The following is a 20,162-nucleotide window of genomic DNA, read 5'->3' as shown; positions in this document are numbered from 1 at the left end:
GCCGATGGTAGTGAGGGTTTGTCCCTTGTGAGAGTAGGACGCTGCCAGGCTGCCTTTAAATTCTTTTTGAAAGCTGGGCTTATTGTAGAGAACCATACAAGAGTACATTCTTTTGAAGTCATTTTGATATACTGATTGAGCTGTATGTGAACCAAAATATGGTTTATTAAAATATTCCGCAGTAGCTCAGTGGTAGAGCATTCGGCTGTTAACCGAACGGTCGCAGGTTCGAATCCTGCCTGCGGAGCCATGCTTCCATAGCTCAGTTGGTAGAGCACTTCCATGGTAAGGAAGAGGTCACCGGTTCGAGCCCGGTTGGAAGCTTTTCAAAAGCAAATCTTTTCTTGATTTCTATCTATGCCATGTGCTAAAATGTCAAATGTCGGTTGTCATTAAGTTATGAAAATGAAATGGCCCGTTGGTCAAGTGGTTAAGACACCGCCCTTTCACGGCGGTAACACGGGTTCGAATCCCGTACGGGTCACCATGGAGGATTAGCTCAGCTGGGAGAGCACTTGCCTTACAAGCAAGGGGTCGGCGGTTCGATCCCGTCATCCTCCACCATGTACTAAACAAGCTTTTCTTAAGCAAGTTTAATGAGTTTGGCATAACAATTTAAACAAAGGTAAAAACTGAGTGTGATTTAAAGTATTTATTGCGCCGGTGTAGCTCAATTGGTAGAGCAACTGACTTGTAATCAGTAGGTTGGGGGTTCGATTCCTCTCGCCGGCATTTTTAATAATCGGAGGGGTAGCGAAGTGGCTAAACGCGGCGGACTGTAAATCCGCTCCCTTAGGGTTCGGCGGTTCGAATCCGTCCCCCTCCACCATGCCGAAGAATGTTATGAAACATTGAAATCACATTAAACAACAAATTGTTGTATAAAGTGATTTTTTTATTGGTACAATATAATTAGTCAAGAGATGAATGGTGATATTGGGCTATAGCCAAGCGGTAAGGCAACGGACTTTGACTCCGTGATGCGCTGGTTCGAATCCAGCTAGCCCAGCCATTTATTATAAAAAGACAGTTCATGTCTGTTCTTTTTTTTGTAAAAATGTTAGATAGAAAGTAAGATTTAACTAGATTTTACAAAGGGCGAAGCCTCGTCGAATAAGAGCGAGTTGTCCCGACGCATCCAGCATCCTCGAAAAATCAGGAAGAGGAAGAGACATCTGGCAAATTTTAAAATGGATTAGAAGAAAAAAATTTTTTTACGAGCCATTAGCTCAGTCGGTAGAGCAACGAGCAAGGCTTCATCGAATAGGCGACGAGTTGTCCCGACGCATCTAACATCCTCGAAAGATCAGGAAGAGGAAGGGACATCTGACAAATTAAAAATGGATTAGAAGAAAAAATTTTTTTATGAGCCATTAGCTCAGTCGGTAGAGCATCTGACTTTTAATCAGAGGGTCGGAGGTTCGAATCCTCCATGGCTCACCATTTGTGCGGAAGTAGTTCAGTGGTAGAACACCACCTTGCCAAGGTGGGGGTCGCGGGTTCGAGTCCCGTCTTCCGCTTTTTAAATTCAACGGGGAAAACTTTATAAAATAAGATGAACTTAATTCCTGACAAGAAATTGTCAGGATTTTTTATTTGAAATGTTACTAATCCCTTCGATTATATCTAATCCTCGCTTTTGAATCTCAAAATAATGTAATAGACTATATGCAGGAGCATTCGCCTTTTTAGTCCCATAACAGCCTTTTAAATTTGGATATACCATTGAAGGCGAATTGTATTTTTCCTTTTAGGATTGGTAATGCGGTTGTTCCGAAATGGAACCATGACCTAAATGATTTTTTTGTTGATTTTAAAAATTAGTCTCTTTTCCAGAAGATTGTTGCTGTAAAGAATGATTTGTGTAAAACATTTTGCATACAATGACTGCCCAGCAAAGGTTTTTACGGGTGTTGTGACGAAGTATATCGACAAACTTCTGTCTTGTTTCATTTTTTGAAATAGCACAGATCCGGATGAGGACGAATAAATTTCGACACCATTTATAAATTCAAACGGCTTAAAGGAGTTGTGATTCGATGCCTTTTATCAACGTAAAGCTGGCTAAAGGAAGAACCGCAGAACAGAAACAGCAGTTTACTGAGGCAATAACAAAAGCAGCAGCGCAAATACTAAACGTGAAAGAAGAATGGGTTACAGTAGTTTTCGATGAATATGAAAGAGATAATTGGGCTTCCGGCGGAACACTTCACTCGATAAAATTTGAGGAAGGTTTCGGGAAAATGGGAGCTGAATGAATATCCATCATCCTCTAATTCAAAGATAAAAAATGACCTCCCCAATTGGAAAAGGGGAGGTGAAGTTTTTTTATTTGCTAAAGTCGGTCAATATTTTCATCTTGGAGAAGCCCAGCTTTCATCGCATAATGTTCCATCACTTGCTGAAGCCACTCCTCTTCCTCCTGTGTAAATGGAGATGCCAATTTATTTTCAATAGTTTTAATTTCAGCTTCATCTAAATTCCCGATAGCACTAATTAATTCTTTTCCGATAAATTCTAATATTGTTTTCATATATTTTTCGACTAACGCTTCTACCTCAGGATCATCGACAGGTCTTCCTGCCAATCTTTTTGTTTCTTGGGATAATTGGATGTATTCTTTGTCAAGGGAGATCATTACCTCTTCAGGCTGATCAAAAAGCTTTTCAGCTACTTCTTTTGACGTATAATGTTCTATCCATTTGCGCTGTTCTTTTTCTGTTTGTATGCTCTGAATAAGACTCATTAAAACATTGCTATCCACTTCTTTTTCTTCTTCTAAAATCGTGAGAATTCGTTTAATGGCTTTGAGCACTTCTTCAATATGTTCCTTTCGTTCTTCAAGCGCTTCTTTTTGGAACTGTAAAGTTTCTTTTAAGTTTAAATCAAAGTTGGTTTCATTAATTAACTCTTTGATTTGTTCTAAACTGTATCCTAAAAATTTAAGACTGACTATTTTTTGAAGTGTCAATACATCATGAGCAGAGTATAATCGGTGTCCAGAACGAGGATTTTTTTTCGGTTTGAGCAGTCCAATTTGATCATAATAATGCAATGTTCGGATTGTTGTTCCCGTCTTTTTAGAAAATTCGCCAATCGTAAAGTAAGTCTCTTCCTTCATTTTAACATCGCCCCCAAAACACTTATCTTTATAAACCTATTGTGATCATAATACCTAACGCGGCGTGAGGTGCAACCCCTCTGAAAAAAATTTGTAATGTCATTTTTCATTATGACAAGTTGGACGTTTCTTTATAAAAAGCCCAGAAATGGGAATGTGAAAGGTTTTTGCTACAAAAGGAAAAAATTTTTCTTGCAGATGAAAACATAAATTCCTAAAATTTGCTAGAATAGATTTATAAAAAAAAATGAAACCTTTGGGGAACGAATTCGTATCATGATGTACCCGCAACTGCGGAGGTAGAAAAATGGAAGAATTTATAAATAAAAAGATCAAACAAATTAAAAAAGGCGACCAAAATGCATTTGCAGAAGTTGTTGAATTATATAAAGATAAAATTTTTCAACTTTGTTATCGAATGCTGGGAAACGTCCATGAAGCTGAGGACATAGCACAGGAAGCATTTATAAGAGTGTATATGAACATCCATTCATTTGATATGAACAAAAAATTTTCTACATGGATTTATCGGATTGCAACCAATTTATCGATTGATCGTATTCGGAAAAAGAAACCGGACTATTATTTAGATGCAGAAGTTGCGGGGACTGATGGCTTAACAATGTACTCCCAAGTATCATCTGATATTGCAATGCCTGAAAAAGAAGTTGAAGCAATTGAACTGCAAGAAACGATTCAAAAGGAAATTTTAAAACTGCCGGATAAATATCGATCAGTCATCGTATTGAGATATATTGAGGAGCTATCCTTGCAAGAAATCGCAGAGATATTGGAACTTCCAGTCGGAACAGTTAAAACAAGAATACACCGGGGACGGGAGGCTTTACGCAAACAATTAAGGCATTTGTGATTGGGGTGAGTAAGATGAAATGTCCTAAGCATGTAGTGGAGATGATCCATAAGTATTTGGACGGGGATTTGCATGAGGATGAAGGCCGTGAGTTAAAAAAACACTTGCAATCTTGTGAGGATTGCAAGGCACATTATCAAGAATTGGAAAAAGCTGTAGCGTTTGTCAAGAGTATCTCACATGTTGAAGCACCGGCAGATTTTACGCAAAAGGTGTTAGAAAAATTGCCGAAAGAAAAGCGTACGGTCTCAACTAGACGCTGGTTCCGAAATCATCCTTTCTTTTCAGCCGCTGCACTATTTGTTATTCTAATGACTGGAAGTTTATTTGCTTCTTATGAAGAAAGCCAATTCAGCGTAACAAAGTATGATAATTTGGTTGTTGACAACCGTACTGTTATTGTGCCTGAAGGAGAAACGGTGAAAGGTGATATTACTGTTAAAAACGGTGATATTAAAATAGAAGGAAAAGTTGAAGGAAATGTAACGGTGATTAACGGAGACCAATATTTGGCTTCTGCCGGTCAAGTTACCGGAGAGGTTGAGGAAATAAACGAATTGTTTGAGTGGCTGTGGTATGAAGTAAAATCGACTCTGTCAGAGGTTTTTAAACAATAGGCCATCTTTAGTAGGATGGTCTATTTTTATGTTTAAGTGCATTTAGGAAAAGTTATGATATAATAAAGTGGAATTTTGATTAGAGAGATTTTCAAACCTAGAAGTTTGATTAGAATAGATCAATCGCGATTTGATGAACTATTGGAGGAAAACAATATGACCTTAGGGGATTTTTCTCTTTTGCATTACCTCATAGATGTCATTGATATTCTCCTCGTTTGGTTCGTTATCTATAAATTGATTATGGTGATTCGTGGAACGAAAGCTGTTCAGCTTTTAAAAGGAATTATCGTAATCATTATCGTTAGAGTGTTAAGCCAATATTTAGGCTTGAATACTTTGCAATGGTTAATGGACCAAGTGTTGATTTGGGGTTTTTTGGCTATCATCATTATTTTCCAGCCGGAGTTTCGCAGAGCCCTTGAGCAATTAGGAAGGGGGCGTCTATTTGCAAGGGCAGCTAGCCAGGAAGATGATGGGCAAACAAACATGACCGAAGCAATAGCAAAAGCTGTTGAGTATATGGCGAAAAGGAGAATCGGTGCTCTCATTTCGATTGAACGAAAAATAGGAATGGAGGATTATGTTGAGACCGGTATACCGCTAAATGCCCATATTTCTGCTGAACTATTAATTAATATTTTTATCCCCAATACCCCTTTACATGATGGTGCAGTTATTATACAAAAAGATCAAGTGTCCGCTGCTGCCTGTTATTTGCCGCTTTCCGAAAGCCCGTTTATATCGAAGGAGCTGGGCACACGCCATCGCGCTGCAGTGGGAATTAGTGAAGTAACCGATAGTATAACTATCATTGTTTCTGAAGAAACAGGCGGTATATCGATTGCCAAGGATGGTGAGCTGCATAGACATTTAACTCCAGAAACGTTAAAGGAGATGCTCTTGGCTGAGTTTAACCGTACGAAAGCTGCTTCCTCTAGCCGCTGGCAATGGAGGGTGAAAAAGAATGGATAAATTAATGAATAGCAACTGGTTTATGCGCATCATTGCATTGTTGCTAGCGCTCATGCTATATGCTTCAGTGAATATAGAATCGCCTGCTTCGAATAATGAAGAAAAATACAATATATTTCGGTCGCCATCCACAACCGAAACAGCTACAATTACAGATGTGCCCGTAAACGTATACTATGACGACCGTGCATTTGTTGTCACCGGTATTCCCCAAACCGTCACCGTTACGATTGAAGGGCCCAAAAGTATTGTCACTACGACAAAACAAGTCAAGGACTTTGAAATTTTTGCAGATTTAACGGATTTATCCGTTGGCACGCACAGTGTCCGTTTGAAACATAAAAACTTGTCTGACCAATTGGAGGTTGACATTGATCCGGCTGTCATTACAGTAGGTATTCATGAAAAGGTATCTGAAAATTTTCCGGTTGAAGTGGATGTTATTAATAAAAACAAAATGAAGGAAGGCTACATTGCGGAGCGTCCGATTGTTAAACCGGACAGTGTAAAAATTACAGGCGCAAAAGAGCATATTGATGCTGTAGCTGTTGTGAAAGCAACAGTAAGTTTGGAAGGTGCTGATGGAACAGTTGTACAGAAGTCAAAAGTGGCAGTATACGATGCAAATGGGAACATCCTGCCTGTTACAATCGAACCGTCAGCGGTTACCGTAACAGTGCCGGTAGAAAGCCCAACGAAATCGAAATCTGTACCCTTAAAAATCAAAACAACAGGAAAGCTTTCTGATGGACTGAGCATATCATCGATTCAATCGATCCCTAGCCAAGTGACAATTTATGGTCCAAAGGATGTGCTAGAGCAAATAGAGTCTATTGATGATGTATCTGTCGACTTAAGCAAAATCAAAGAAAATGCGACAGTTGAAGCTGATGTTCCGGCTCCGGATGGAGTGACAAACGTAGTCCCGAATAAAGTTCAAATTAAAATAGATATTGAAAAACGAGAAGAAAAGACGTTTAAACAGGTGCCGATCAAAGTCATCGGTTTAGGAAACGATCAGGAAATTGAATTTATTGATCCGGATACAGGAAAGCTGGATGTTGTTTTGCGAGGAAAAGACAGTGTTTTGAAAAACGTAAAAGAATCTGATATCGAATTGTATGTGAATGTTGCAGGGTTAGATGAAGGAGAACATGAAGTAAATGTGGAGGCCAAAAACCGTTACAACCTCTCGACAGTTTTATCGAGTGAAAAAGTGAAGATTCGCTTATCCAATAAAGAAAACTCGTTGGAAGAAGCAGATAATGAAAGAAGAAATCAAATAGAAGAAAATAACGATTCAGTTGAACCATCTGAACAGAAAAAGTCTGCTGAAGAAGCTTCAAATTAAGTGATATTTTTTAAAAGGAGCGATGATTCATGGGAAAATATTTCGGTACAGACGGAGTAAGAGGAGTTGCCAACAGTGAACTCACTCCTGAATTAGCGTTTAAAATAGGACGCTTTGGCGGGTACGTGTTAACAAAAGATAAAAATAGACCAAAAGTGTTGATTGGTCGGGATACCCGCATTTCAGGTCATATGCTTGAGGGTGCTTTAGTTGCCGGGCTTCTTTCCATTGGCGCCGAGGTAATGAGGCTTGGAGTCATTAGCACACCAGGTGTTGCTTATTTGACAAAGGCATTAGGAGCCGAAGCAGGCATCATGATCTCCGCTTCGCATAATCCTGTTCAAGATAACGGAATAAAATTTTTTGGCCCTGATGGTTTTAAGCTTTCCGATGAACAAGAAGAAGAAATTGAAGCGCTGCTCGATCAAGAAGAAGATAACCTTCCTAGACCGACCGGCTCTGATCTGGGGCAAGTGAGCGATTATTTTGAAGGCGTACAAAAATACTTGCAATATTTAAAACAGACGGTTGACGAAGAGTTCACTGGTTTACATATCGCTTTGGACTGTGCGCACGGAGCCACATCATCACTAGCTACACATCTTTTTGCCGACTTGGATGCAGATGTTTCGACAATCGGTGCATCTCCAAATGGTCTGAATATTAACGATGGGGTTGGGTCTACTCATCCAGAAACGTTAGCGGAATTTGTGAAAGAAAAAGAAGCAGATATAGGTTTAGCGTTTGACGGTGATGGGGACCGTTTGATTGCCATTGATGAGAACGGAAAAATTGTTGATGGGGATCAAATTATGTTTATTTGCGCCAAATATTTAAAAGAGCAGGGAATGCTGAACGGGGACACTGTTGTATCGACAGTTATGAGCAACCTAGGCTTTTATAAAGCTTTGGAGGCAAATGGACTAAAAAGCGTTCAAACCGCTGTCGGCGATCGCTATGTTGTCGAAGCGATGAAGAAAAACAACTACAATTTAGGTGGAGAGCAATCCGGACATATTATTTTTCTTGACTACAATACGACGGGTGACGGTCTTTTAACAGCGATTCAGCTTGTCAACATAATGAAGACAAAAGGCAAAAAGCTCTCTGAACTTGCGAGTGAAATGAAAAAATTCCCGCAGCTTTTGATCAATGTAAAGGTGCAGGACAAGCAGGCTGTCATGGAAAATGAAAAAGTAAAAGCTGTTATAGAAGAAGTAGAAAAAGAAATGAACGGAAATGGAAGAATTCTCGTACGTCCTTCCGGAACAGAACCGCTCGTTCGTGTAATGGCCGAAGCGCCGACGGAAGATGAATGCCAGAGGTACGTGAAAAAAATTGTGGAAGTTATCAAAGCGGAAATGGGCGTTGAATGATGAAGAGACGGGGCTGTCCGGTAAGTCTCTAAAATAAATAAGTGGAGAAAAACAATGCGTTTTTCTCCACTTGCTTTTATTTTTCGATTTTTATCTGAAAGTAGCTGGCGGATGCCGGCTACTTTCAGGAGGTTGTGGGGAGGCAAGCTCCCTTTCTTTATTGAATATTCATTGTATCGAGAAAACGCTTGAAATCATATAATACAATATGGAAAGACAGAAATGAATTGACGAACTGCTTTTCCATATTGTAATATATAAATTGTTTTAGCACATTCTAGAATAGAAAGGTGGGCAGTTAGAAAATTTTTTATTGTAAAGCGCCTGGACTAAGCAGGAGCGGACATCTGCTTAGTTGACGAGGAGGAGGTTTATCGAAGTTTCGGCGGATGCCTCCCGGTTGCCTTCCCGTACAGCCGTAAAGTCACGTCTTAAAACAAAGAGGCGACTCTTTGCACAAAAAGACTGTGACATAACGGGATACATTTTACAAAACATGTGTGAGGGGACAGAGAAGCTTTGATGGCTGGAAAGAGATCTGTCCCCAGTTGTTCAGGCTTCTTTTGTCCCCTTTAAATGGGGAGGAAACTAAGACTATGTGCGGAATTGTAGGATATATCGGACAACAAGACTGCAAGGAAATTTTATTGCGCGGTTTGGAAAAATTAGAATACAGAGGCTACGACTCTGCAGGTATTGCAGTATTAAACGGAGAAGGAACATATGTATTTAAAGAAAAAGGACGCATTGCGGAGCTTCGTGAAGGTGTGGACGCAAATGTTTCAGCTTCCATCGGAATTGGCCACACACGGTGGGCTACTCATGGAGCGCCTAGCAAAGAAAATGCGCATCCTCACCAAAGTGCATCCAAACGCTTTACACTTGTGCATAACGGTGTCATTGAAAACTATTTGCAAGTAAAGCGTGAGTATTTACAAAATGTTGAATTAAAAAGTGAAACGGATACGGAAGTTATTGTTCAAACAATTGAACAATTTGTCAACAAAGGTTTAAGTGTCGAAGAAGCATTTCGCCAAACATTATCCTTGTTGAAGGGATCTTATGCGATCGCTCTATTAGATGAAAATAACCGAGACGTGATCTATGTTGCGAAAAACAAAAGCCCTCTTCTTGTGGGACTTGGCGGAGACTTTAATGTTGTTGCTTCAGACGCCATGGCAATGCTGCAAGTAACAAATCAATTTGTCGAATTAATGGATAAAGAAATCGTTATTGTCACTCGTGATCAAGTGACAATCAAAAATTTAAACGGGGACGTAATAGAACGCGCTCCATATACTGCTGAACTTGATGCAAGCGACATTGAAAAAGGAACATACCCTCACTACATGTTGAAAGAAATTGATGAACAACCGCTTGTTATACGTAAAATTATTCAAAAATATCAAGACGAACACGATCAATTAAAAATTGATCAAGAAATTGTTCAAGCTGTTCATGAAGCGGACCGCATTTATATTATAGCGTGCGGAACGAGCTATCACGCAGGGCTTGTAGGAAAGCAATTAATCGAAAAATGGGCAAAAGTACCGACAGAAGTGCACGTTGCCAGTGAATTTTCATACAATATGCCGCTTTTATCAAATAATCCGCTGTTTATTTTCATTTCACAAAGCGGAGAAACGGCAGACAGCCGTGCGGTGCTTGTTCAAGTGAAGGAGCTTGGACATAAAGCATTAACTATAACGAATGTTCCGGGTTCAACTCTTTCCCGTGAGGCGGACTATACGCTGCTGCTTCATGCCGGACCTGAAATTGCGGTTGCGTCTACAAAAGCATATACAGCACAAATTGCGGTTCTTGCCATTTTAGCAGCTGTTGCAGCTGAAACAAAAGGAATCAAGCTTGATTTTAACCTATTGCAAGAACTTGCCATTATTTCGAATGCAATGGAAACACTATGCGGCCAAAAGGATGAAATGGAACAAATTGCCCGAGACTATCTTTTGACAGCTCGAAACTGCTTCTTTATCGGCCGTGCCGTTGACTATTACGTCTGCTTAGAAGGCGCGCTCAAATTAAAAGAAATTTCCTACATTCAAGCGGAAGGATTTGCCGGCGGCGAGTTAAAGCATGGAACCATTGCGTTAATTGAGAACGGAACACCGGTCATTGCTTTATCAACCCAAGAGCATGTAAACTTAAGCATTCGCGGAAATGTAAAAGAAGTTGTTGCCCGGCGGTGCATATCCATGCGTTATTTCCATGAAAGGACTTGAAGAAGATGATGACCGTTTCATCTTGCCAAAAGTTCATGAGGATCTAACTCCGCTTGTTGCCGTCATTCCAATGCAGCTCATTGCATACTACGCTGCCCTTCACCGCGGCTGCGACGTCGACAAACCACGCAACCTAGCCAAAAGCGTAACAGTCGAATAAAGCAATTGGGCAGTGGATATGTGGCTTTGAATAAAGTCATACCGTTTATAAAAAATTGCACAGTTTTACCCCTTTAGATTATGATTGTCTAAAGGGGTGTTTTTATGTCCAAAAGAAGAACATCTAAAGCTGATTAAAGTAGATCGTGGCTCAGGTATAGGTTTTGATATTGGCATTGGTTAAACATTCAAGACGACCTTTACTAGATCGCTCTGCTCGTTTAAAGGGAATTAAAACGAATAACAGCACAGATTTAGAACGAAACCACTTTTATTTAACTGAATATTCTGATTTTCATCATTGATATTGGAGAACAGTTTCCTTTATTACCGTTGGAAGAAACAATTGTCATTTCCAATTGTAGTGCCCGGATTAAGCGATAAACCGTTTCCCATCCAGTAATTCCGTCTTCAGTCACTTCATTAAAACCAGCTCTACCGCCATAGGTTTTATTCAGTCATCTTTGAACCTCTAAAACTCTTTCATCCATTCTCCTTTTCTCCTTTCTTTTCTATTAACTTACAATTCAATCTTATTTTGTTTAGAAAAGAGAAAAATATAGTAAAAATCTTTAAAAAGTCAGGAAAAAGTAAACAATTCATTTAATCTTTTTTACGGTGATTTATAAAATTTTTGTAAAGTTATTACTAGCTCAAAAAGTTTAGTTTGTTTTCTGCAAGAAAAAAATACAGAGTGTTGCAGTATATCTTTATCAAAATTTTGAATAAATATACATATATGTATGTGATCTATCCATCAAGGGCTTGACATGGATTCTCTAACGAGAAGCGTGCTTAAATGAAATGTCAGAGAAACAACGTGAAATGTTGATTTATAGGGTGATAACTTCAAAGAAGGATTTTGAATAGTGGAACATATAAAAGATTGATCAAAGATGCAAATATCGAGTATAAGTAAGCAATCCGAAGATTTTTCCGAGGCTTTTCCGTCAGACTTTCTTTTTCTTCTGCCTAAAATCTCTATAATCCCTTTACCGATGAGATCTCAAACTTTGTTGGTCTTTTTCCTGTGGTGTTTCTCACGGTATAGAATCGACATTTGAAAATAAGTATTGCAAAAGAATGTTGAGACTTAAGGATCTAAATGTAACTAACGTTTAAATCCCTCATTTCAAAAGTGGAACGAATACTTCTTCTATTAATTATTCATGAAAGGTTTCAATTCCTCATAGTTAAGATAAAAACGTTACTCCGGCAGTCACAATCTCACCAAATTCAGCTGGCTTCAATTCCTCATAGTTAAGATAAAAACTTCAGTTTGCAATCGAATCTCTTTTTCCTCTTTTGTGCTTCAATTCCTCATAGTTAAGATAAAAACGAAAATATCATTAGGGAAAGGATTGGTTATATACCATCGCTTCAATTCCTCATAGTTAAGATAAAAACCCCAAAAAATGTTGTTAAATAAGCATTTCATTTTTATACTTGACTGGTTATTTTTATTTTAACGAAAAGTGGAATTTTTATCAAACCTTTGATTTGCTTGCGCTCAATAAAGAGTTGAAAGAGTCGTCGATTCCCGGGGATTTTTGCACGATTGGGGGTCGACGACTCTTTTTTATTTCCGTTTAAAACAGATTTCAAAGTTTTCCTGCCGACAATGAAATCTATGTTGTATCAACCATTTTACCTGATCCATCTGTTTAATAAAGTAAACATCCGGGCTCATTCCCTTCTCATTCAATTGAAGGAAGAGTGAGACCATATTTTAACGTTTCATTCTGGAAAAATTGGTTTAGGTCTATTCGATCGGTTCCTACGATCTAAAATAAGAACATGATCTGAAAAATGATTGGTAGTTTTTACTTAAAATTCCCTTTTTTTCTTTCTGTTTACCAAAAGTTTCGTATTTTCTCTTATAATGAAACAGAAAGCTATTCCACATGTTGGAATCCATTTCGTTTCAATCGGAGGCATGAAGGCAGTGGATGTCAAGTATATCCCTTCTGAATGGGAAAAGACGAAGAAAGGTATTGGCGATCTGGTCGGTCTCGGTGTATGGGGAAAAGGCATGATTGATAAATTAAAAGATCTGAACGATCTTCTCGAAGACGTTCAAGCAGACATCGCCAAATATGACACAGATGGTGTCATCTCTTTCACCCACACAGACCGAAAAAAACAATATCAACAATTATATGAAGATTATCTCGTCTTGCACCGCTTTAGCAGCCGTGTCGGAGAGATTGTTGACCGCACCATCGATGATCCGTTTTATCAAGAGATCGATTATATGAAGATTATCTCGTCTTGCACCGCTTTAGCAGCCGTGTCGGAGAGATTGTTGACCGCACCATCGATGATCCGTTTTATCAAGAGATCGATGCTTTTGTGGAAGCGATGCGCAACTTATCCATATCAAAGATCAAAACGAAAAATCACATTGGCGCCAAAAAAACGGTCGTCGCTCCCGGAGCATACGGCACGCAACAAACAATCGACGTGCCGAAAGCGGAAGTTGGACTAGAAGATCTGTTCAGTGGCAGCAACTACTATGCTAAGTTGATAGAACGGGAATACGCTTCATGGAAAGAACTGAACCCTAAAGCAAATTTTTCGAAACAAGAATATATACAGAAAGCATTGAATTCCCAAGCTTTCCAGTATGAATCGATCAAAGACGGGCAGATGAACAAAGAGTTTTGGGGACAAATAACGGCACTGACTGTCATAGTAGGCACTTCTTTCATTTGTCCGCCAGCAGGGATGGCATTGGGGGCAGCTTATGGTACACTAGAATTAAGTTCAGCCGTTTCCGGAAAAGACTGGATTTCAGGGAGAGAGTTGAAAACAGACGAACGAGTATTTCGTGGTGTCCTTTCTCCACTGGATATCGTCCCTAGCGTAAAGGGGCTTTCTAAATTCAGCAGCGCCGCCCGGTTCGCACCTCTTCTAGAAGCAATGGATCCCAAGCTATTTACAAGCTTGAAAGCTGGCTTGCACCAGAAATCACAACGTGCCTGCGACCTGGTTGTCCATGCGGAAAACAGCATATTGGCCCGCATCAGGAGTGCCAAGGCATGGACGAAAGAAATGCCGCAGCATTTAAAAACCGGTGCGAGAAAAGGTTCGTTGCAAGTCGGTCGGTTCGTAGACAACGCCGCAACAAACTTAAGACACCTCCTGCCAAGCCGGCAAATGGGATTGGCCATAGAAGGGGTTGGGAATGTTAAGGTTCCGGTGGAGAATAAGATTCAAGCTTGGTTAAGTAAGATGGATGGGATAAATGTAGGCGGAAGTAAAGCAGGCAACGATGGCGTTGAACTTGGCACTAAGGGTACGGGTAATGTTAGACCGTATGATGTCGTACCGTATCGTCCAAGCAATGCACCACTAGAAAATCACCATGGTATATTAGATGTCTGGGCTAAGCATAATGTACCAAACTATGTAAGTAGAGGTGCTGATACCCCTACAGTTGCTTTGACAAAAGCACAACATGATGTCACAAAAGCAGTATATAGACAATGGTTATACGAAAAAACCGGTAAAAACGTTGGAGGAAAAGTAGATTGGAAAACAGTTTCGCCGAGAGAAATGCAACAATTAACAGAGAGAATGTTCGATGCTACTGGTGTTCCCCAGTCTGCTAGAAGAGGGTATTATCGTGCATTTCATCAATATATTTATCGGGAGTAGTGAAGAAAAATGAGGATTGAGAATTTAATTAATAAAATAAAAAGTTTAGGGGATTGTGTAGTTTATCCTCCAGCTGGTATTCCAAATGTGAGTACATCGCATATTTTACCTGATGATGTGTATAAGTTTTATGAGTTATGTGGGGGGGCGCTTTTATTTGAAAAGGCTGATTATTCCATTTTAATAGTCCCTCCTCAGGATTTTCAGTTAGCTAACCCTATTATTGTAGGGGAGTTATGTGAAGAAGATATTTCATCCGATTGGTATATCTGTGCAACGGATAGAAATGGAGAGTACATTACGATTGATTTGAATCCGGGTAGGCTCGGTAGGTGCTATGACAGCTTTTATGATAGGCATGGGGTGGTAGGAGAGTGTTCTATTATAGCGACTTCTTTTACCGATTTATTAGAACGATTGATAGAAAATAGAGGTAGACATTGGTACTGGCTACAAGAAGATTTTATACCGTTAGGTGATGCTTACGATGATTTTTAAAGCCATTTTTGAGAAAGGATGCTTCTCAGGATTCCTCCCCGGATTTAAAAAATTATATAAGGTATTTAACAATAAATTGAAAACCTTGACTGGCTATATGCCTTTCAAGGTTCTTTTTATTATTAATGGTTTCACTTAACAAGCAGGAAATGGCATTGGTCGAAGGAGAACTAAGAAAATTAATGAAATTACTCGATTACCAACTGGAGACAATGCCGGGGATTGATGTAGTGACAGCATCCGCCTTGGTTGCCGAGATTGGAGATATTCAGCGTTTTCCAAATGCCAATAAACTTGCTCGTTATGCGGGAATTGCGCCTGTACATTTTAGCTCTGGAGGAAAAGGAAAAGACCACAAAAGCAAACAAGGCAATCGAACGTTACATGCGTTATTTTATCAATTAGCGATACAACAAATACAAGTGGCAAAAGAAAGTAAAAAGCCAAGAAATCCTGTATTTTATGAATACTACCAACGCAAGCGAAAGGAAGGCAAAACAAAAGGACAAGCGTTGGTTTGTATCATGAGAAGGCTGGTAAATATTATTTATGGCATGATGAAGCATAAAACGGCTTATCAATTGCCGAATATAACAGAGCGAAAGGTAATTTAATAGGTGGTCTTTTTTTATAATAGCTTTTAAGATTACTACATAGGGTACGGGTAAAGTTAAGCTATTGCCTTCTTCTAAAGTACATGATGCAATAGGGAAACTTAACAGTAATCAGATAAAGCATATTATAAATGGAAGTAAAAAATCTAATCATCAATGGGAAAAACTTGTGCCTGATAAGAATTGGGGGAAAATAAAAGAAATTATCATCGATGTAATACATAATGGTGCAGATATAACTTATAAATCTGTTTCTTCTAGAGTTAAAATGGTTAATGGACAATTGGTACAGGTGACATACAAAAAACTACCTGATGGAACAATAAGAATATCTGATGCGTGGGTGAAATAACTATGAAGGAAAAGATAAAGCAATTAATAACATCGGGTGATTTTCAAAAAGCAAAAGAATATATTGAGAATGAAGATAGAAATACTTTAGAGCAAGTTGTTCTTGAATTAGGATTTGATGAAGAGAGTATAAGTGCTTATTCATTTGTCTGTTATTTGATAAATAATAATGAGACTGCATATTATCATTACTTAGCTTCAGAGTTATTAAGTACTGCATTGTGCCATTTACCAGACGCTTACGCAAGTGCATTATACCATTCTAAAAGAGCAGTTGAATTAAGCCCTGAAGATGTTAGCTTGAAAGAACATTTGTTGTTATTCCATGACATTCCAGAAAAGTTAATTAGTAAAGAAGAAGCTAAAGCAATTGCTCAAGAAATATTAAAGATAATGCCAAATAGCGAAGCTGCAAAAAATGTGTTACACAATGCATAAATTTAAAGACCTTGAAAGAGTATTAAAAAGCCAAAATATAAAAATCAAGTTGCTCAGCGTGGATGGACTAAAGAAAGTATAGCTAAAGCAATAAACAATCCATACAAAACTGCTAAATCGGTAAACAAATATACAGGAAACTCAGTAACTGTATACTATAAAGATAAGATACACTATGTTGCAGTAGATGATGGTACAGGGAAAGTAATACAGGTTTCGGATTTAAATAAATCAAATTGGGTATTTGACCCTACGTTTTCTAAATAGGAGGTGATTTCATGATAATAAAAAAAGAAGGCAAAATTAACGAGATAGTCTATGAATATACAACATATCACAGCGGAAAATATAGGCTTTATCCAACAATTACAGATTTAAAAATTATTTTAGAAAAAATAATTGAATCCAATTCAACGACAGAATATTTAAGAATTAATCCATTTTATATTAATGAAAAGGCAAATATGCAGATTGAATTCGATGAATATATGTTTTATTTGGAATGTAGGGAACAGTTCGATGAGAAAGAACTGAAAGAACATATTTTAGATTGCCTGGATGCACATTATCCAAGTGTGTCTACTGAGCAATTTGAGATGGGGAAAATACTATATCCACTATGTCAACACAATGATGTAGAGAGTTTTAAGCTATCATTAGAAAAATATCGTGATTATTTAGATACGCTTTTACCGAGGTTATTTGATATTGCTAAAAGAAAAATGCAATTAAAAGACGAAGATTTAGCTTTTGGATATTTTTGTTTTGAAGTTCATAGTGAATAAGAATCGAACCTTGATTGGCTTTATGCCTTTCAAGGTTTTTATTTTAAAACTAACAGATGTATCAAATAATAAAGTGCAATTACGAGAAAATTTATATATCGTTTTTACCAACATTTTAATTCAGACTTCATAATGGTTCCGCCTACTATGAGTTTGGCTGTGATGCATGGTGAAACTATTAACAACACTAATACCCTTCGCGAGTATGCTTTGAAACACGTGCGAACGCATTCTCGCGGCGAGAAAGAGGGTATAAACTTTTAACTGACTGTGACGATACTAAACGGACACATTATTTTTATTATATTGTACTTTCTACCCAAGTTGAAAAACGATTAAGTGATTTGCCGAGAGGTACTAAACAAACTGTTATTATCGATATACGGGGACAAAACGTATCGGAAGAAATACTAGATGATTTGTATGATAGAATAATGAAAAAAACAAATGGTAAAGTAAATATTAGATTTAAAACTAATGAGTGAGGTGACAGAATTGGCTGTAGGTTTGAAAGTAAAATATTACTGGTATCCAATTGGTCATGGTGATTTTTTACATTCGTTTTTTTCAACAGTAAGCTATCATTTAGAGCCAAATGGTTGGGGAACAAAGTATCCTCTTTTATTAAACAAACTATATAATGGTAAACTTGAGTATAAATATATTAAAGATGTTATTAAAGAAATAGATGAAATTCAAGAAAGTTTGAAAAATTACAGTCCATCACAAGTCGTTTGGGATATCGAAGACCTTTCAAAAACACCTCCATGGGGAGATAATATAAGTGATGAAATTACAGACTTATCTAACTATTTTGTTACAAGTGATGGGGAAGATTTAATAACTATTTTACAAAAAGCATTAAATAAAGCTTTAAAAATAAAGTCAGACATTGAAATAGAAAGTATTTAAGAAAGTTTAAACTATGATTTTTGATAAGGGGCTGTCCAAAAAGTCAGGGTAACTGACTTTTTGGAGCCCCTCATTTTTTCACTTTTTAAAAAAAATGCACAAAAAAATCGTCCTTTCTAGTAAAATGAAGTTACCACACAACATTACAGAAAGGACGATTTTTTATGAGCAATCAAATGATTACTCGTGAAAATTATAACACACAAATGACACTTCCTCTAGATGGAAAAGAAGAAAAAACTCCTGCCAAAAGAAATTTAGCCCCTACTTTCAAACCATATGACAACCGTCAAGTTCAAATGATTTATGATATTGAATCTCTTATACCCGAACATCACGTGGCACGTGTCGTGGACGAAATGGTGGAGGCGATACCAGATAAACAATTGTTTTCTCATTATAAAGGCGGCGGCAGAAGTTCCTATCATCCCAAAATGATGCTGAAAATCATTCTGTATGCTTATTCTCAAAAGGTTTATTCCTGCCGAGGAATCGAAAAACTCGTTAAAGAAAATATTCCTGCCATGTGGCTTTCAGCGATGCAACAACCAGATTTTCGCACCATTAATGAGTTCCGAGGGGAACGGATGAAAGCTTTCATGGATGAGCTCTTTGAAGTCATGATTCTCAAATTGATAAAAGAACATTACATCACGATGGAAAACTACTTTTTGGATGGCACTAAGATCGAAGCCAATGCCAATAAGTATTCTTTTGTGTGGAAAAAATCCACTTTGAAATTCGAAGAGAAATTAAAAGAAAAAATCCAAGAAACACTAAAGCACATTCATGAATTAACCCAATTAGAAGCCGGAACAGGGCAAAAGGAAAGCGATCAACATACAGAGATCACCGAACAAAACATGGAGGAAATCGCAAAAGAAATAGAAGAAAAAGTTGAAACGCTAACGGAAGAAATCGAAAAGGAGACCGATACATCCATTCGGAAAGAGAAGCGAAAAAAACGCAGTCAATTAAAGAAATCGGTGAAACAAATTCGTGAAGATTTCCTGCCCCGAATGGCAAGATACAAGGAACAAAAGGAAATGTTCGGTGACCGTAACAGCTACTCGAAAACAGACAAAGACGCAACCTTCATGCGCATGAAAGAAGACCATATGAAAAACGGTCAGCTCAAGCCCGGATACAACGTGCAAATGGGGACAGAGAATCAGTTTATCTTGTTTTATACCATTCATCAACGACCGACCGATACACGTTGCTTTATCCCACATATGGAGAAGCTAGCCTCCACTTCATTACCGATGCCCCGAACAGTTATTGCGGATGCAGGCTATGGTAGTGAAGAAAACTATGTATATGCAGTTGGTGATGAGAAAGAGCCCAGTTTTGAGTTTCTAATTCCTTATGGGAGCTATGTAAAAGAACAAACACGTACATACAAAAAAGACATTAAAAATGCCAAAAACTGGACCTATTGTGAAGAGGATGATTGTTTTATTTGCCCGAATGGAAGGAGAGTAACGTTTAAAAAATACCAAAACAAAAAGAATCCATCTGGCTATGAACAAAGCTTCAAAATATACGAATGTGAAGATTGTACCGATTGCCCATTGAAAGCGAAATGCACAAAAGCGAAGGGAAATCGTCAAGTTCACTGGAATCCCATCTTCGAAGAAATGAAAGCAAAGGCCAAAACAGCCCTTGAATGTGAAGAGAAAGCCGCAATCTACGCTCGACGCAAAGTCGAGGCAGAAAGTGTGTTCGGTCACATCAAGGGCAATCGGTCGTTCCGCAGATTTTCTTTGCGGGGCCTCGACAAGGTACATGTTGAGTTTGGGATTGTGGCATTAGCCCACAACATACTGAAAGTAGCCGTCATCCGCCAGCTACTTTCAGATAAAAATCGAAAAAATATAAAAGCAAGTGGAGAGAAACGAATTGTTTTTCTCCACTTGCTTCATTTTAGGGACTTATCGGACAGCCCCTTTTTTATTTTAAGGCTGATTATCTAAACGATACACTCGTTCAAGAAGCAATGAGAAGACCTTCTCGCCAGCGTTCCGTCTGTCCAATGGCAGCCGGCCTTGGCAGGAGTCGGCCGGCGCCCCGCATGTGGATGAGCAAAGCTAAGGAAGAAGTAAAAGAAACTACGATGAACATGGTTGGCAAAATTGGGGATGGTTGGGAAGGGTAAGGGAAAAGCTAATTTTGTAAATATAGCTAGTAAAAA

The 20,162-nt window shown here is 38.4% G+C and carries 17 protein-coding genes, 9 tRNA genes, 1 rRNA gene and 3 pseudogenes (1 of these 30 cut by a window edge); 29 read left to right on the top strand and 1 reads right to left on the bottom strand.

Annotated features, from left to right (window positions below):
• From rrf to ACVIJU_RS00980, 11 genes are all read left to right on the top strand, one after another.
• Nucleotides 1–50: ribosomal RNA gene (rrf, locus tag ACVIJU_RS01030) — 5S ribosomal RNA — on the top strand; it begins 66 nt to the left of the window's first position.
• A gap of 125 nt (nt 51–175) precedes the next feature.
• A tRNA-Asn gene (locus ACVIJU_RS01025) sits at nt 176–250 on the top strand.
• 1 nt (nt 251) lies between these two features.
• Nucleotides 252–324 (top strand) — tRNA-Thr (locus ACVIJU_RS01020).
• Nucleotides 325–412: 88 nt separating this feature from the next.
• Nucleotides 413–487 (top strand) — tRNA-Glu (locus tag ACVIJU_RS01015).
• Between the two features lies 1 nt (nt 488).
• A tRNA-Val gene (locus ACVIJU_RS01010) sits at nt 489–564 on the top strand.
• 95 nt (nt 565–659) lie between these two features.
• Nucleotides 660–732 (top strand) — tRNA-Thr (locus ACVIJU_RS01005).
• Nucleotides 733–744: 12 nt separating this feature from the next.
• Nucleotides 745–829, top strand: a tRNA-Tyr gene (locus ACVIJU_RS01000).
• A 108-nt stretch (nt 830–937) separates the two neighbouring features.
• Nucleotides 938–1,012: transfer RNA gene (locus tag ACVIJU_RS00995), tRNA-Gln, on the top strand.
• A 355-nt stretch (nt 1,013–1,367) separates the two neighbouring features.
• Nucleotides 1,368–1,443 (top strand) — tRNA-Lys (locus ACVIJU_RS00990).
• Between the two features lie 5 nt (nt 1,444–1,448).
• A tRNA-Gly gene (locus ACVIJU_RS00985) sits at nt 1,449–1,520 on the top strand.
• A gap of 519 nt (nt 1,521–2,039) precedes the next feature.
• Nucleotides 2,040–2,258, top strand: a complete 219-nt coding sequence (locus ACVIJU_RS00980; protein ID WP_063388710.1) for a tautomerase family protein — start codon at nt 2,040–2,042, stop codon at nt 2,256–2,258.
• 77 nt (nt 2,259–2,335) lie between these two features.
• Here the strand turns inward: ACVIJU_RS00980 and ACVIJU_RS00975 are convergent, their stop codons facing one another.
• The gene (locus ACVIJU_RS00975) at nt 2,336–3,121 is read right to left on the bottom strand and encodes a MerR family transcriptional regulator (RefSeq protein WP_063388711.1); all 786 of its coding nucleotides are present in this window, start codon (nt 3,119–3,121) and stop codon (nt 2,336–2,338) included.
• A 307-nt stretch (nt 3,122–3,428) separates the two neighbouring features.
• On the opposite strand from ACVIJU_RS00975, the gene sigW reads away from it, so the two are divergent.
• The 18 genes and pseudogenes from sigW to ACVIJU_RS00885 all read left to right on the top strand — a co-directional run bounded on the left by sigW (nt 3,429) and on the right by ACVIJU_RS00885 (nt 20,126).
• Nucleotides 3,429–3,992, top strand: a complete 564-nt coding sequence (gene sigW / locus ACVIJU_RS00970; protein ID WP_063388712.1) for an RNA polymerase sigma factor SigW — start codon at nt 3,429–3,431, stop codon at nt 3,990–3,992.
• 14 nt (nt 3,993–4,006) lie between these two features.
• The gene (locus tag ACVIJU_RS00965; RefSeq protein ID WP_063388713.1) at nt 4,007–4,609 is read left to right on the top strand and encodes an anti-sigma factor family protein; all 603 of its coding nucleotides are present in this window, start codon (nt 4,007–4,009) and stop codon (nt 4,607–4,609) included.
• Between the two features lie 156 nt (nt 4,610–4,765).
• Nucleotides 4,766–5,584 carry a diadenylate cyclase CdaA gene (gene cdaA / locus ACVIJU_RS00960; RefSeq protein WP_063388714.1) on the top strand — a complete coding sequence of 273 codons (819 nt, stop codon included), beginning with the start codon at nt 4,766–4,768 and terminating at the stop codon, nt 5,582–5,584.
• Nucleotides 5,577–6,935 carry a CdaR family protein gene (locus ACVIJU_RS00955; protein WP_063388715.1) on the top strand — a complete coding sequence of 453 codons (1,359 nt, stop codon included), beginning with the start codon at nt 5,577–5,579 and terminating at the stop codon, nt 6,933–6,935. Before cdaA ends, ACVIJU_RS00955 begins: the two co-directional genes overlap by 8 nt.
• Before the next feature lie 29 nt (nt 6,936–6,964).
• A complete protein-coding gene (gene glmM, locus ACVIJU_RS00950; RefSeq protein ID WP_063388716.1) occupies nt 6,965–8,311 on the top strand; it encodes a phosphoglucosamine mutase in 1,347 nt (448 codons plus the stop codon).
• A gap of 596 nt (nt 8,312–8,907) precedes the next feature.
• Nucleotides 8,908–10,711: pseudogene (gene glmS / locus ACVIJU_RS00945) on the top strand (glutamine--fructose-6-phosphate transaminase (isomerizing)).
• A gap of 96 nt (nt 10,712–10,807) precedes the next feature.
• Nucleotides 10,808–11,070 (top strand): annotated as a pseudogene (locus ACVIJU_RS00940) (hypothetical protein); the annotation flags it as partial.
• Between the two features lie 1,576 nt (nt 11,071–12,646).
• Nucleotides 12,647–13,198 carry a hypothetical protein gene (locus ACVIJU_RS00935; RefSeq protein ID WP_063388718.1) on the top strand — a complete coding sequence of 184 codons (552 nt, stop codon included), beginning with the start codon at nt 12,647–12,649 and terminating at the stop codon, nt 13,196–13,198.
• Nucleotides 13,174–14,370: a hypothetical protein gene (locus ACVIJU_RS00930; RefSeq protein ID WP_456687909.1), complete on the top strand. Its 1,197-nt coding sequence runs from the start codon at nt 13,174–13,176 to the stop codon at nt 14,368–14,370. Before ACVIJU_RS00935 ends, ACVIJU_RS00930 begins: the two co-directional genes overlap by 25 nt.
• 9 nt (nt 14,371–14,379) lie before the next feature.
• The gene (locus ACVIJU_RS00925) at nt 14,380–14,868 is read left to right on the top strand and encodes an SMI1/KNR4 family protein (protein ID WP_144598439.1); all 489 of its coding nucleotides are present in this window, start codon (nt 14,380–14,382) and stop codon (nt 14,866–14,868) included.
• 140 nt (nt 14,869–15,008) lie between these two features.
• Nucleotides 15,009–15,482, top strand: a pseudogene (locus tag ACVIJU_RS00920) (transposase); the annotation flags it as partial.
• 64 nt (nt 15,483–15,546) lie between these two features.
• Nucleotides 15,547–15,834: a polymorphic toxin type 35 domain-containing protein gene (locus ACVIJU_RS00915; RefSeq protein ID WP_456687175.1), complete on the top strand. Its 288-nt coding sequence runs from the start codon at nt 15,547–15,549 to the stop codon at nt 15,832–15,834.
• Between the two features lie 2 nt (nt 15,835–15,836).
• On the top strand, nt 15,837–16,271 hold the full coding sequence (locus ACVIJU_RS00910) for a hypothetical protein (protein WP_063389142.1): 435 nt from the start codon (nt 15,837–15,839) through the stop codon (nt 16,269–16,271).
• 21 nt (nt 16,272–16,292) lie between these two features.
• Nucleotides 16,293–16,538 carry a colicin E5-related ribonuclease gene (locus ACVIJU_RS00905; protein WP_445659462.1) on the top strand — a complete coding sequence of 82 codons (246 nt, stop codon included), beginning with the start codon at nt 16,293–16,295 and terminating at the stop codon, nt 16,536–16,538.
• A gap of 11 nt (nt 16,539–16,549) precedes the next feature.
• Nucleotides 16,550–17,056, top strand: a complete 507-nt coding sequence (locus ACVIJU_RS00900; RefSeq protein WP_063389141.1) for a hypothetical protein — start codon at nt 16,550–16,552, stop codon at nt 17,054–17,056.
• Nucleotides 17,057–17,551: 495 nt separating this feature from the next.
• Nucleotides 17,552–17,968, top strand: coding sequence for an immunity 70 family protein (locus tag ACVIJU_RS00895; protein WP_063389140.1), 417 nt, complete (start codon nt 17,552–17,554; stop codon nt 17,966–17,968).
• A gap of 164 nt (nt 17,969–18,132) precedes the next feature.
• Nucleotides 18,133–19,944 (top strand): IS1182 family transposase, encoded by a 1,812-nt coding sequence (locus tag ACVIJU_RS00890; protein ID WP_456687174.1) that lies wholly within the window; start codon nt 18,133–18,135, stop codon nt 19,942–19,944.
• Between the two features lie 23 nt (nt 19,945–19,967).
• Nucleotides 19,968–20,126, top strand: a complete 159-nt coding sequence (locus ACVIJU_RS00885) for a hypothetical protein (protein WP_235600496.1) — start codon at nt 19,968–19,970, stop codon at nt 20,124–20,126.
• Nucleotides 20,127–20,162: the final 36 nt, after the last annotated feature.

The organism is Aeribacillus sp. SP014 (assembly GCF_054055575.1).
The sequence above is the reverse complement of the archived record's forward strand: the minus strand, read 5'-3'. Positions and strand labels throughout refer to the sequence as shown.

Coding starts and splice junctions, on each gene's coding strand:
- ACVIJU_RS00980 (WP_063388710.1), top strand. CDS start 2,040: ATGCCTTTTATCAACGTAAAGCTGGCTAAAGGAAGAACCGCAGAACAG.
- ACVIJU_RS00975 (WP_063388711.1), bottom strand. CDS start 3,121: ATGAAGGAAGAGACTTACTTTACGATTGGCGAATTTTCTAAAAAGACG.
- sigW (WP_063388712.1), top strand. CDS start 3,429: ATGGAAGAATTTATAAATAAAAAGATCAAACAAATTAAAAAAGGCGAC.
- ACVIJU_RS00965 (WP_063388713.1), top strand. CDS start 4,007: ATGAAATGTCCTAAGCATGTAGTGGAGATGATCCATAAGTATTTGGAC.
- cdaA (WP_063388714.1), top strand. CDS start 4,766: ATGACCTTAGGGGATTTTTCTCTTTTGCATTACCTCATAGATGTCATT.
- ACVIJU_RS00955 (WP_063388715.1), top strand. CDS start 5,577: ATGGATAAATTAATGAATAGCAACTGGTTTATGCGCATCATTGCATTG.
- glmM (WP_063388716.1), top strand. CDS start 6,965: ATGGGAAAATATTTCGGTACAGACGGAGTAAGAGGAGTTGCCAACAGT.
- ACVIJU_RS00935 (WP_063388718.1), top strand. CDS start 12,647: ATGAAGGCAGTGGATGTCAAGTATATCCCTTCTGAATGGGAAAAGACG.
- ACVIJU_RS00925 (WP_144598439.1), top strand. CDS start 14,380: ATGAGGATTGAGAATTTAATTAATAAAATAAAAAGTTTAGGGGATTGT.
- ACVIJU_RS00910 (WP_063389142.1), top strand. CDS start 15,837: ATGAAGGAAAAGATAAAGCAATTAATAACATCGGGTGATTTTCAAAAA.
- ACVIJU_RS00900 (WP_063389141.1), top strand. CDS start 16,550: ATGATAATAAAAAAAGAAGGCAAAATTAACGAGATAGTCTATGAATAT.
- ACVIJU_RS00890 (WP_456687174.1), top strand. CDS start 18,133: ATGAGCAATCAAATGATTACTCGTGAAAATTATAACACACAAATGACA.
- ACVIJU_RS00885 (WP_235600496.1), top strand. CDS start 19,968: ATGAGAAGACCTTCTCGCCAGCGTTCCGTCTGTCCAATGGCAGCCGGC.